Source organism: Shimazuella alba (assembly GCF_009831235.1).
In the GTDB taxonomy this organism is placed as follows: Bacteria; Bacillota; Bacilli; order Thermoactinomycetales; family Thermoactinomycetaceae; genus Shimazuella; species Shimazuella alba.
In genome coordinates, this window is record NZ_WUUL01000002.1 from 209,194 (window position 1) to 222,147 (window position 12,954).

Genomic DNA, 12,954 nt, shown 5'->3' on the forward strand with positions numbered 1-12,954 from the left:
GATATGCACCCCTTATGTTCACGGTTAATACACAACATGTCTATCGTACAGTAAACAGATGAACACCGCAAAACATTTTTTGAGAGTATTCGAGAAATAGGTTAGAAATGCTAGTTATTACCATTTTACTATCAAAAAGGAGACGATGATGTTAACACCATTCCAAAAATCCAAAATAAGGAACGTTTTCCCATTCCTAAGCGTATTAGAAAAAAAAGAATGGGCAAGAGCTGAGCCTGTCATACAAGTATCTCCACCTAAAACCTGCTTTTTTACACAAAGAGACAGCAACATATATAGTATGTTTTTGCTAGGGGGTACAGCTCAGATTACGTTCATAGCAGACAATGGAAATGAAACAGTATTCCATACACTTTCGGAAGGTGAAGTTTGTGGATTACTAACATTAAGCGGACTAAGTGGAAGGGATTATCCAGGATCTATTGTTTCAGTGACAGAAGTAGAAGCATTATTCGTACGAAAACAAAGCTTTCTAAATTGGATACTTCATCACGAATCCATCCGTCATACCTTTTTTAGTGGGATATTAAATGGAATGATGAATATGAGTGATCAACTACAAAAACGTCAATTGGAGTCCATCGATATACGTTTGGTGAAAACCCTACTTCAAAGAAGCACCATCCAAGAGCCTACCATCTACCTGACTCATCACGAATTAGCTAGTGAAATAGGGACAGCTCGCGAAGTGATCAGTCGCACTTTGCAGAAGTATCGAAAAAAAGAATGGATTGAAACCGGTAGAGGTTGGGTGAGAATCAAAAAAAGAAACTCTCTAAAAAACTGTTTGGTGACTAAGTCACAGAACAATCTTGTCAAACCTCCTATTATGTAATTACAAAATAATTTTGACGTAGGAGGAACAATTCATGACAATCAAACGAAACATAGGAGAAATAGCACCCTCGTTTCAGAAGCAGGATCAATATGGAAAAACCATTCATTTGAAAAACTACCTCGGCAAAAAAGTACTAATAGCTTTCTTTCGTAATGCTGCATGTGCTCTATGTAACTTGCAAGTACGTCAACTCATCAACCGTTATCCCTTTTGGAATGAAAAAGGATTGGAGATTATAGCTTTTTTTGAATCTCCCATAGAAAACGTACAGGCACATGTTGGCACACAACAATCCCCTTTTGCCTTAGTCGCTGATCCAAAAGCTGAAATATATGATTTGTATGGAGTAGAAACTTCAGAAGAAAAAGTACAAGGATTACTCGCTGACAAACAAACAATGAGTAGTTTAACTGCAAAAGTAGAAGCAGCTGGATTGCAACTTACCCATGAAGAAGGTTCCAATTTCCATCGTATACCTGCTGAGTTTTTAATTAATGAGAAGGGCATCATCAAAGTCGCCCATTATAATCAATCCGTCCATGATCATTTGCCTTTGAAAATAATCGATCAATTTGTAGAAAGGAATTAATAAACTCTATATGAGTAAATATAGATACAGAAAATTTCAAATGAAGATATACACGTCTTTTGTCGCTCTTTACAACAGACTCAAAAGACGTGTATAGCAAGCGGATTTGAAAAAAATGTTAGTAAATTTGCTCAACTAAAGTGACAAATAGAAAATTTCTCTCACTACTTAGTTGAAAAAAAGGAAAATTAGATATATAATAAATTTAATTATAATACGTGTCGGCCTCATTGGAGTCGAAAGTATGCGAGAGCATAGTTAGCCGACCTAAGGTCGGCACGGGACTAAACACACTCCCATTCTTGGTATTGGGACGGTAGGCTTGTAATTCGAGTCGCGAATCGAATTACAATTTGTCTACCGCCACCTTTATCGGGATGGTGTCTACCCAAGTGTTGTCCAACTTTTTCAGTTTTCTAAGGCATGCTGCTCGGCCGGCAGTCTTCCCTTACGGAGATTGAGAGAGATTGGTGCAGTGTTCGCTGAATGCTGCGCCCGTGCGAATAATGAACGACCATATAAAAAATCCTCTCCCACAAAACGGCGAGAGGATTTTGTTTTTCTGGATCCCCAATGGGCTTCACTTTTTGTAAAATTAGTTAAACCTGCATCTTTATAAACTGCTCTAATTCCTTCGTACTTGGATAGGAGATCTGTGTACCTCGTTTTGTAACACTTAACGTTGCAAAGGCTGTAGCTTTTTTTATCGCATGAAGAACATCGCCATTTTGTACAAAAAAATGAGCAAAGCACCCAATAAATGCGTCACCAGCGCCCGTTGTATCGATAGCCGCCACTTTATGTGAAGAAACAGTCTGGGATGCCTCTCTCGTTACCCACATCACTCCTTGGCTGCCCATTGTTACTATCACGTTTTTTAAACCTCTTTTAATCAGAGATAATGCAGACTCTTGGATTTGTTCTGCATTATCCACAGGCCTACCTGTTAGTATCTCTAGTTCGGATTCATTCGGAATAAAAAAATCACATTTGCATACATAGTCAAAATCTAAGTCTTTTGTCGCAGGTGCTGGGTTTAAAATAACAGGAATGCCATGTTCATTACCAAAATCAATCGCATGATAAATAGTTTGGAGTGGAATTTCCATCTGCAGCACAATAAGTGAACAAATTTTCAGTTTCTCTGCTGCTTGATCAATATCCTCAGGCAGAAGATACTGATTTGCTCCTTTAATAATCAAGATACGGTTTCTTGACTCTGGATCCACAAAAATCGGGGCAACACCACTTGATGTTCTAGGAACTTTAGTTGTAAACTCTGTATCAATTCCATAGCTTTCCAGATTTTGAATGGTATTATCTGCAAAGAGGTCATCACCAACCTTCGTTATCATCATAACTTTTGATCCCATTTTGGCAGCTGCTACAGCTTGGTTTGCCCCCTTGCCTCCACAACCTATCTCGAAATCTGGTGCCTCAAGCGTTTCTCCTTCTTTTGGCATGTGATCAATGTATGAAATGAGATCCACCATGTTAGAACCAATTACCGCTATATCCATATTTATTCCTCCCTACTTCTTTCCGGTTACAACTGTAAATGATCTTTCTTCCCCTGAACGGAGCTTGATTAGTGTTCCTGCTCTTTTCGCAGCGAGAAACCCTTCGGGGCGACATGTGGCTGGCAGTACAAACGCTCCTACTTGCTGATCACTATTATGCAATAACCACCGAGTCGCATAATTCAATTCTGCAGTTGGAAATTTAGTAAAGAAAGTAACTCCATCTGGTGAAACCATTTCAAACTCAGCTTCCTCCTGATAACGATCTAACTCATCTGCAAAAAATACGATTTCAGGATCATACAAATCTGACTGATTTAATACAGCGATTGTTTCCTCTCCACTAAATAACTTCTTATTATAATCTATCCATTTCTCAGTCGGCTTCACATGATTTGGAATCGACTCTCTAAGCATGAAAATACTCTCTGGAAAGTTTTGCTTCATTACCCCATTTTCCAGATAAGCATAGTTTGTATGGCACATATATTGAAGTGGCATCTCCATGCCAGAAAGATTTTTCACCGTCATATTCAATTGAATAAAGGATTGACTGCTAAACATTTCAACACTTGGACAAGCGAGATAATGATGTCCGAATCCCTTTATATACTCTGTCTCGCCGCAAACTCTTATGCCCTCATTGGTTATTTCAAGCCAAGCCCTGTCCATCTTGGCACATGGCATTTCTCCGTGCAACCCATGTTTATCCTCAGGTCCTGGGCATCCACCCGAGATCAATCCTGAATGAAAAGCAAAACATCCATAGGTATCTATGATTTCATCTGCCCTTTTCGGCTCTGAAAACATGTTCTTCATTTTAAGATCTACACCATCAAATTCCAAATCCCAAATCATTTGGCCCATATAAGGAAGAACAACCATTTTGCCGCGTGAGTTTATGAGCTCCAGCGCTTCTATCCCTGATGAATACCGGAATACGCTTACTGCAAATGCATTGTTTCGAAAGATGACTTTGCTGTTTTCCTTAAAAAATTCCCGTTGCAGTTCTATTATCCCTGTCATATTTGTCATCCCCTTCGCTGTTTCAAACAATCAGGCAGCCGATGCTGGCTGCCCTTACCCAAGTCAATTTCTTATTAAACTGATTCTTCTTCAACATTCTCCAATGTTTTCTGTTTCTTCATTTCTCCAAAGAAATAGAAACCAACGTAGATAAAACATGCCATCGGTACAAGAAAAGCGGTTTGCATGGAACCTAATAAATCAGATATATATCCTTGTACTGCTGGTACAACAGCTCCTCCGACAATAGACATAACGAGAACTGCTCCAGCAATCTCTGTATATCTCTTCTCTTTTACAACTCCAAGTGTTTGCGTATAGATCGTCGGCCAACATGGTCCAAACAACATGCTTACCACAACAGCTGCATACACAGCTGTCATATTTGGCACCAATACTACATAAGCAAGCAGGACGGAGCCAATAATAGAATAGCTGAACAATACCTTAGATGGTGAAAAACGAGTCATCAGGAAATTGGCGATAAACTTTCCTACAAAAAAGGCAATAAAGCTATATACCATGAACGTTGAAGCTGTACGTTCGTTGATTTCAGGATTAAGGTTGAGTGCAAGCCGAATCGTAAATGACCAGACTGTTACCTGCATTCCTACATATAAAAATTGAGCCATGATCCCTTTGCGAAAACGCCCATTTCCACCTAAATATTTCAGGGTCTGTATAATACCAGGTGATTCTTTTGAATTTTTTGTACTTTGCACCACTGGTTTACAAGCAGGGTATTTTGTAAGAATGAACAGCACCAGAATACCGATAAGGACGAAAATAATATATTTATATGGCTCAAGTGTATGTTGTAACATTTTCAGACCAAATGCATGTGCCTCTACTGGAGACATTTTTGCCATCTGCGCCTCAAGACTTGCCCCCTCTTGAAACACAAGATATTTCCCTAGCAAAATCCCTGCAATGGCACCAATCGGATAAAACGTTTGGCTGATGTTCAATCGAAGAGTAGCATACTTACGTGGTCCAATCATGGAACTGTACGTATTTGCAGCAGTCTCGAGAAAACCCAATCCAATAGCAATGGAGAAAATCGCGAACAAAAACATGGTATAGGTAGCCATATGGGAAGCTGGATAAAATAACGAGCAACCTGCAATATAGAAAAGTAATCCCGTAATAATTGCAAACTTATAATTCGTTTTCTTAATTACTATAGAAGCTGGTATGGCGATGAGAAAATATCCACCGTAAAATGCACTCTGTACTAAAGCGCTTGCAAAATCACTTAGTTCAAAAACGTGCTTAAACTGGGCGATCAAAATATCATTCAAACTTGCTGCCACCGCCCATAGCGGGAACAATAGAGACAATAAAATAAATTGAAAAACAGGGGTGCGATTCAAATATCCGTCTGGCAATTGAATGATGTTGTTGCTTTGCATTTGTAACATCCCCTTGTTGTGTGTTTTCATTTTTTAAAATGATTAGTACTGACCCTCAGCAGCTTGACCATTCATAATCTTTACCCCAGAGCTTGCACCGATGCGATTTGCACCTGCTTCTAACATGGATTTCAAATCATTCCAATCACGAATTCCACCTGATGCCTTTACACCTAATTTGTTCCCAACAACTTTGCGCATTAGTAACACATCCTTCACTGTTGCACCACCTGATCCAAATCCTGTTGACGTTTTTACAAAATCCGCACTAGCGCGCATAGAAATCTCGCAGGCTCGTACCTTCTCTTCCTCTGTGAGTAGAGATGTTTCGATAATCACCTTTACAAGCGCCTTACCGCGGGCGGCTTCTACAACTGAGCGAATATCAGCTTCTACCACTTCATCTTCGCCAGACTTTAGTAATCCAATATTCATTACCATATCTACTTCTTCTGCACCATTCTTGATTGCATCTTCTGTTTCAAAACGTTTGACAGCAGTAGTTGAGGCCCCAAGTGGAAAGCCAATAACGGTACAAACTTTCACATTACTCCCTTTCAGCTCTTCTGCTGCAACTTTTACCCAAACCGGATTTACACATACAGAAGCAAATCCGTATTCTCTTGCCTCTGCACATAGTTTTATAATCTCTTCCTGTGTTGCCTCTGGTTTTAACAGGGTGTGATCAATCATTTTTGCTGTGTCCATTTGGATATTCCTTCTTTCTTAAGGAAATGCATGGAATGAAAGCGCTATTATTTTTTTAAAAAACGGGCACTTTGATAGATATCGCCCATTAGTTCTCTTTTAACAAATAACATTCCATGTTCATCATTTAAAAAGTCTTCTTTCCTAATCGGCAAGATCCCCTGATGATTAGCTCAGGAGATAATAAATACTCCCGTTTCTGAAGCGATTCTTTAAAACAAATTCGATCATACAAAAGCTGAAACGCGACCTCTCCAATCGCATTCATTGGTCTTGAAACAACACTAAGTTTTGGTTTTAAAAATGTTGCAATATCAATATCATCAAAACCTATAAATGATACCTCTGTGCCAAGCTCCCAATTCAAGTCATTCAATGCTTTCATACAACCAATTGACATCAAGTTATTCGAAGAAAATATTGCAGTAGGCTTATCCTCAAGGGAATAAAGTTCATGGGTTACCTGGTAACCACTTTGTTCGCCGAAGTCTCCTTGAATCACATAGCGCTCATCAAAAAGAATATTATAATTCTCCAGCGCCTTCTTATAACCCAAAAATCTCTCATGTCCAGGCGTCGTATTTTGCGGACCACAAATAATCGCAATTTTCTCATGCCCCTGAAGTATCAAGTGCTGAACTGCTTGATAGGATCCCTTCACGTTATCGACTAAAACTGTATCTACTTCGAATCTTTTGATGTTGCGGTCAACCGCTACAATAGGAATCTTTTGATCATGAAGCAGCTTCAGATGATCACCATTCTCATTTGCTGTGGTGATAATGACACCATCCACGCCTCGCTCAATAAAATTCTTCACAATCTTTTCTTCTATTATTGGTGACTCATTTGTACTGCTTAACATCGTGAAGTAGTGTTTCTCACGAGCTCTTTGCTCAATTCCAGCCATCACAAGCGGAAAGAAGGGATTTTTAATGTCAGGAACAATTACACCGATCGTATTGGTTTCTTTCCGCTTTATTGTTCTAGCTGCTGCATTACGGATATATCCTAGTTCATCAATAGCCTTTTGTATTCTCTCCTCTGTTGCTCTATGAACACCTCCTTGGTTATTAATCACCCGAGAAACAGTTGCAATGGATACATTGGCTAGCTTAGCCACATCCTGAATATTAGGTTTAGAAGGCATTTTCAAAACTCCCAAAATGTAAACGTTTAGATTTTCCATTAAAAAAATAGATAAAATAAACATCCATTCAAATTAACTTTTTATTCTTTCATGTAAACGTTTAGATTTTTGTCCTTGCATGTACAATAACATCAAAAAAATAAAAAAGCAAGATATTTTGTATGCGCTTTCAAAGATACTTTTTAACTCTTACATTCATTTTTTTAGTGTCATCCAATAAATGCTTAACTTGTCCTTTTATCCATACTCCATATACCGATCACTTTTCTATTATCTACCTCATGCACCTAAGGAAGAGGCACAAGTCTCTCTAATCTCCTAGTCTCGAATTGATGGGTATAGCGTCCTTTGTGTTTTTTCAACAACTGACGTGTAAAACATACAACAAGCTACTTTGTCCATCATTCAAATTATTTATGCAACAACCTCAAATAAATAATTTCGTTTTATATTTGTTCCACAAATTTAGTTGATTATCCTGACTTTGGATATTCGAAATCGATAAACCTCTCCCATCCCAACATGAAGAGAGGTTTCCCGTTTAAAAGAGCCAATATGCTAATCCAAACCCAAAAATGAATAAGAGTAATAAAATAATAACAACGCCAATCAATAACCCAGCTACCCAAATCCCCAGTCCTGGAATCGAGATTTTCTGTGTGCGGTATGTTCTCTTTAACCCTACATATAACAAGTGCCCGAATAAATATGCTAAAATTGGCAAAATAAAAAGGGAAAATTTTAAGAAAATCATTTCCTTTCCTACCTCTATCCTGTCTTATATAGAAGACTCATAAGGATAATCCTCTATCCTCTATTTTACATGGAAAGAAGTGCTAAGATAATAACTTATTTTTTTATTCTTATAAAAAGGAAAATGATACCCTCCATTGGAAAATATAAAAGAATGTTTTTCAACACTCTTTTCATTTTATAGGGGAATGTACTATTTCTATTGGTTTCCTAATATATTAAAAATGCAGTATGTATGTCTATAAAGACCCTGTTCAAGTAAATACTGTTCTTGTTCACGAATTTTTTCAAGTTCAAATGCAAAAACATGGAATTCAACAAAAATACCCTTGATTAGATAACTGAAGGATTAGCTTAAGTAGGGTTAGCTGTTGAGTGACTACAAAGGGATATTGCAGTGATATAAGTACCGATGTTCTTGTGGAAGAATCTCTTATACAAGATTAAAAACCTTTCGAGAAGGTGGAAGGTGTAAATTTTGTGATGGCGAAAAGAGAAGAGAAACGATGGAAAAATTGCAGCAAGCTTTTCCAGACTGATATTGGCATGTAAAGAGTGATCATCCGATTACTCTCTTTTTAACCATTCGATCTACACTACAAAAAATAACTCACCAGTTATTATATGACATCGGCCAGGATGGGCGAGTGTTAGCAAGAATCGTTTGTTGTAAGTTGCGAAGGTAATGGGCGGATTGTACATTTTATTTGGATTGGTATGCTCAAATGACAAAAAGGTCGGGGCTTCTGGCCCAGGGAATTCCTATGCTAGCAGCCCATTTGTCACACGATCAAGTCGAGCGAGATGTTGTTTCCTCAGGGACTGCACCCACCGCTTCTTTCACCTGTTCTTTCGGCAGTTACACTCTTCCATCCTAGCGAATCTTCGGGTTAACGTATCACCCCTACTCATCATACCCACGATTCAGTAGTTCAACTACTGGACCGTTTCGGGTGTTCTGATCAGTCGATCGTGGATCGTGTGTTTTCGAAGATAAGGATTTCTTCCTTCCAGACGATCTCCCACTGGCCGTTGCTCCAACGAGTGTGTAGCCAGTACTTGCGCTGCTGAAAGGTATTGTTCTGGAGAGGGATCTTCTTCCCTGAACCAGCGTGATAGTGTGATGGTATCCATCCTCCTCCCACGACATCTTAGAAATAGAAGTGTACGGTTGTTCGTATCCCTCGGCATTCCATTGGTCGAAGACCTGCTTCAACGGCTCGTCGGAACCGATCATCCACGACGACTTGATATTGTTGACATGGAGGAAGTCTATCTCTCTGAAGACTGGGTCAAACCACCTGAGATTGTAGTGTGTCGTATCCATGTACTTGCCATGCATACAGTGGAAATTGACTTCATTGACTCTCCACTTGTAGTCGCAAAGGGTACGGGTGTATGTTGACTCATCAGGAAGGGTTACGAGGGAGATACCCTTAAGGAAGCTAACCGCGATCTGCAACTTCGGGCAGATCCCCACGAAGTAGTAGCAGGTGTCCTTAGTCTTACGCAAGCGTCGAGTTTTATAGACGGTCTGCACCGGTTGGGTGAGGGACCACTCGATCAAGCGAAGATCCGGCACCATATGTACCGAAAAAGGGAATGGTTTGTGGATGGTAGCGAACATGGCTCTCCTAGGATTGTCTAACAAAATGTACTTTTATTTTAGTCGTTTTTCATGTTATGGCAATTTAAACTCCCTCTCTTTGTTTATTCGCTATTTTGAGGAAAACTTGAAATTAACTTCGAAAATTAATTTTTTGGAAACGCAACTGCTTTCATGTAAGCAAATCTGTTATCAAATAATTTAAAAATTAGATAATTTAGCTAAATAAACGTATAATAGTAAAAACATGTGCTGTGGCTGAGCTTAACCTAAATCTCTATTTACACATGAGGATAGTTTGATACTTGTCTCGATATATCATCCGTAATTTCACCTTCTACATTACAGATTAGCGATGGTTTATAACCCTTTAAAAAAGAAGTCAATGGTATTAATTCTTGATTCATTAAATGCACCTCTTCCTCTCCTAACCCTTCCTCATGCTGCTTAAAGATGTAATGCATCGTATCTATTATTTCTTTAGTGTCCAATTCTAAGGTTCTGGCTAGATCCCAGACTCGATGTCATTTATTGTGTGACTGGATAAATTATGGAGATCCTTCTTTACCAGAAACCATATCTAAACCTTGCTCTTCCATGATTTGAACAATCTTTTTCGATTTGCTGCATTCTGCCTCCCAAACACTAAAATCTATGACTTGCCAAGGGAATCTCTTGTATCTCTCGAGATTTTCCTGATAATTGCGTAAATATGGATAAAACTTTCAGTTCGCTTATCTACATCTGTAAGATAGAGTCGGCTAAATCATAAGACAACGACTAATCTATTTGAATTAATTCAGACATAACAATTGCCTCCTGTAGATTAGTGAGAAATCAAAAATATTTTCTATCAAGTATCACAGATTTAACCCCTAAATCTCCTGAACTTTATTATCAGTTAGGACTCGCTCTTGGTTTTCTCGAAAAGGCTGCTCGTTTTTTTAGAGATCGTGAAACAGATGATTCTTTAACATAGTCCAGGTTAAGTGTAGAATATTACAGTATCGAATTTGTCTGTAATTATGATGATTTAATAGAAGTAGTTCACGATTTCATTCTTCTAACACTCGATTATTTCTTTCAGCTAATAATTCCCAAATCACAATCGAATTCTTATGTTACAATAGTAGTAATCCAAATATGTTTGGGGGTATACAAAATTTATACAGATTTCATACCTATCAAGCGTTTTTCGGGAGAATTACTGATCTCTCAGGTGAAATATCCTTATCGATATACATTGACTAATAAAGAATTTATTTTTCAAAAACCAAACATGACCTACCATGTGCTGCTGGCAGATGTAATTGGGATGATTCCTTACACCTCCCCATCCACAGAGCCACTTGATTCAACCATGAATTATTATAAAATACGTACGAAAGTAATCCATGTTCTCAATCGCAGCGGGACATATGAAAAAGAAGATGCTGATTTGATATTGCCACTACATCCGCGGATGGTTCGGGCACTCGTGAACACAGAAGATTTTTTAAAAATATAATTTAGATAAAAAACAAACAACTCAGTAGTTTTTATTCTAAGTTGTTTGTTTTTTTACGATATCCTATTATAATTTCTGGTATGGGTTGAGGATCATTCCTCGATCCACACCCATGTCATTTTCTTACTGTCACAACAATTTTTTGATAGAGGTTGTTGCATAAATACAGTTTAAACATGTAATGAAGTCGCTTGATGATTGCGTTTTCCGCGTCTGCAGCCCCTAACCGACAAAGGACGCTCCATCCGCGGGCATCTTCGCTTTTATTTCGCTTTTATATGGAATCATGCAACAAGCTCTGATATATAAAAAAACGGACTTTGATGAAGCACCATCAAAGTCCGTTTTTTTCTTTATACTAGTTCCAACCAAACTACATGAACCAACTTCCTATGCCCTGTAACAGAATCTGCGGCATGATTCCAAATAAAAATGTACCAATCAGGGTTAATGCGATCACAAAACCCGCAGACCATGATACTCTTTCCTTCTCTGCCTTCTCATCTTCCTGCCAATACATCTGACGAATAAGCCGAAAGTAATAATAGTAGGATATCACTGTTGTGAGTAACATTATTCCAGCTACCCAAAACAAACTATTGCCAAATGCACCTACCAAAATAGTAAGTTTACCAATAAATCCGGCTGTAAATGGTATACCAGCTAAGGATAATAAAAATACGGAGAGGCAAAATGCAAGCAAGGGGGATCGCTTATGTAATCCACTCAGCACTCTTCTGTCTGGGCTTTTATCCTGTGCTACTACTTGTAGTATAGCAAATGTACCTGTGCTAGCTAGTAAATACGCTACAAAGTAATAATACAAGCTAGAATATGCGACGGATTCGCCACCCAATAAAATAGTAATGATGGCTATGATCATATAACCAGCATGACCGATACTCGAATATGCCAGCATTCTTTTCAAATGGAATTGTTTTAAGGCGATAACATTTCCAACTATCATCGATAAAATCGAAAGGACCAATAAAGCTGGAATAACCACACCATGTAGAACAGACTGTATCCCTTGTGTTCCAAATAAACTTCCTAAGAAACGAAGCATAAAGGCAAACCCAGCAATCTTCGAAACTACAGCCAGAAAGGTAGTTATCGTAGTTGGTGCACCTTGGTATATATCTGGAGCCCACATATGAAAAGGTACCGCAGCGATTTTAAAGCCAATACCTACCAATATGAGAAAAAACCCCAAATACAATAACATCTCATTGTTATTGGTAAAGGCAACTGCCAAATTTCCGGACATCTCTGTTAAAGAAGTGGTGCCTGTAAGACCATAGAAAAAAGACATTCCATATAAAAGAAAAGCAGAGGATGCTCCACCATACACAACATACTTCCATGCAGCTTCACTAGAGGCAAGCCTTTCTTGATGCATTCCTACCAGTACATACGCGGAGAGGCTAAGAAGTTCTAAACTAACAAACAGCATAACAAGCTCAGCTGCACTAACTAATGTCATCGCCCCAAGTAGAGCTGACAGAAGAAGCAGATAATATTCCCCTTTTGCAGCAAGCTTTTCAGAAAATGAGAGAATCACAACGAGCAGAGTACCTACAATCAACAATAATTTTATCGATCGAATCAGAGGATCGCTCACGTAACTATCTGAAAATAGACTGATAACTTCCTTTCCCTGGAGAATTACAAACAAGCCAGAGGCAGTCACCGTAAGACCAGCTATCAACCCTAAAATAAAACGCGAACTGTTTTCTCGTAACAAAATTTCTCCGATTAAAATGAGTGCAATCCCTACTAACAAAATCCACTCAGGAGAAAGGTCCATCGCCATTTGCTTCATCC

13 protein-coding genes are annotated in these 12,954 nt (G+C 38.6%); 4 read left to right on the plus strand and 9 right to left on the minus strand.

Features of this window, described 5'->3' with window-relative positions; all coding sequences use genetic code 11:
• Nucleotides 1-145: 145 nt before the first annotated feature.
• Both GSM42_RS03795 and GSM42_RS03800 read left to right on the plus strand, forming a co-directional pair.
• Complete coding sequence (locus GSM42_RS03795; RefSeq protein WP_160800200.1) at nt 146-856, plus strand: Crp/Fnr family transcriptional regulator; 711 nt, start codon at nt 146-148, stop codon at nt 854-856.
• Between the two features lie 34 nt (nt 857-890).
• Nucleotides 891-1,448, plus strand: a complete 558-nt coding sequence (locus GSM42_RS03800; protein ID WP_160800202.1) for a redoxin domain-containing protein — start codon at nt 891-893, stop codon at nt 1,446-1,448.
• Between the two features lie 599 nt (nt 1,449-2,047).
• Here the strand turns inward: GSM42_RS03800 and rbsK are convergent.
• From rbsK to GSM42_RS03835, 7 genes are all read right to left on the minus strand, one after another.
• Nucleotides 2,048-2,968, minus strand: a complete 921-nt coding sequence (gene rbsK / locus GSM42_RS03805; RefSeq protein ID WP_160800204.1) for a ribokinase — start codon at nt 2,966-2,968, stop codon at nt 2,048-2,050.
• Nucleotides 2,969-2,980: 12 nt separating this feature from the next.
• The gene (locus GSM42_RS03810; protein ID WP_160800206.1) at nt 2,981-3,994 is read right to left on the minus strand and encodes an aldose 1-epimerase family protein; all 1,014 of its coding nucleotides are present in this window, start codon (nt 3,992-3,994) and stop codon (nt 2,981-2,983) included.
• 74 nt (nt 3,995-4,068) lie between these two features.
• Nucleotides 4,069-5,406: an L-fucose:H+ symporter permease gene (gene fucP / locus GSM42_RS03815; protein ID WP_160800208.1), complete on the minus strand. Its 1,338-nt coding sequence runs from the start codon at nt 5,404-5,406 to the stop codon at nt 4,069-4,071.
• A 42-nt stretch (nt 5,407-5,448) separates the two neighbouring features.
• A complete protein-coding gene (deoC, locus tag GSM42_RS03820) occupies nt 5,449-6,114 on the minus strand; it encodes a deoxyribose-phosphate aldolase (RefSeq protein WP_202404767.1) in 666 nt (221 codons plus the stop codon).
• Nucleotides 6,115-6,241: 127 nt separating this feature from the next.
• Nucleotides 6,242-7,264: a LacI family DNA-binding transcriptional regulator gene (locus tag GSM42_RS03825; protein WP_160800210.1), complete on the minus strand. Its 1,023-nt coding sequence runs from the start codon at nt 7,262-7,264 to the stop codon at nt 6,242-6,244.
• Between the two features lie 541 nt (nt 7,265-7,805).
• Nucleotides 7,806-8,018 (minus strand): hypothetical protein, encoded by a 213-nt coding sequence (locus GSM42_RS03830; protein WP_160800212.1) that lies wholly within the window; start codon nt 8,016-8,018, stop codon nt 7,806-7,808.
• Between the two features lie 935 nt (nt 8,019-8,953).
• Nucleotides 8,954-9,151 (minus strand): hypothetical protein, encoded by a 198-nt coding sequence (locus GSM42_RS03835; protein ID WP_160800214.1) that lies wholly within the window; start codon nt 9,149-9,151, stop codon nt 8,954-8,956.
• A 37-nt stretch (nt 9,152-9,188) separates the two neighbouring features.
• On the opposite strand from GSM42_RS03835, the gene GSM42_RS03840 reads away from it, so the two are divergent.
• Nucleotides 9,189-9,422 (plus strand): hypothetical protein, encoded by a 234-nt coding sequence (locus GSM42_RS03840; RefSeq protein ID WP_160800216.1) that lies wholly within the window; start codon nt 9,189-9,191, stop codon nt 9,420-9,422.
• Nucleotides 9,423-9,904: 482 nt separating this feature from the next.
• On the opposite strand, the gene GSM42_RS20930 is transcribed toward GSM42_RS03840, so the two are convergent.
• The gene (locus GSM42_RS20930) at nt 9,905-10,039 is read right to left on the minus strand and encodes a hypothetical protein (RefSeq protein WP_275402117.1); all 135 of its coding nucleotides are present in this window, start codon (nt 10,037-10,039) and stop codon (nt 9,905-9,907) included.
• 731 nt (nt 10,040-10,770) lie between these two features.
• Between GSM42_RS20930 and GSM42_RS03845 the strand changes: the two genes are divergently transcribed.
• On the plus strand, nt 10,771-11,130 hold the full coding sequence (locus GSM42_RS03845; RefSeq protein ID WP_160800218.1) for a hypothetical protein: 360 nt from the start codon (nt 10,771-10,773) through the stop codon (nt 11,128-11,130).
• 373 nt (nt 11,131-11,503) lie between these two features.
• Here the strand turns inward: GSM42_RS03845 and GSM42_RS03850 are convergent, their stop codons facing one another.
• A complete protein-coding gene (locus tag GSM42_RS03850; RefSeq protein WP_160800219.1) occupies nt 11,504-12,952 on the minus strand; it encodes an NADH-quinone oxidoreductase subunit N in 1,449 nt (482 codons plus the stop codon).
• Between the last annotated feature and the right edge of the window lie 2 nt (nt 12,953-12,954).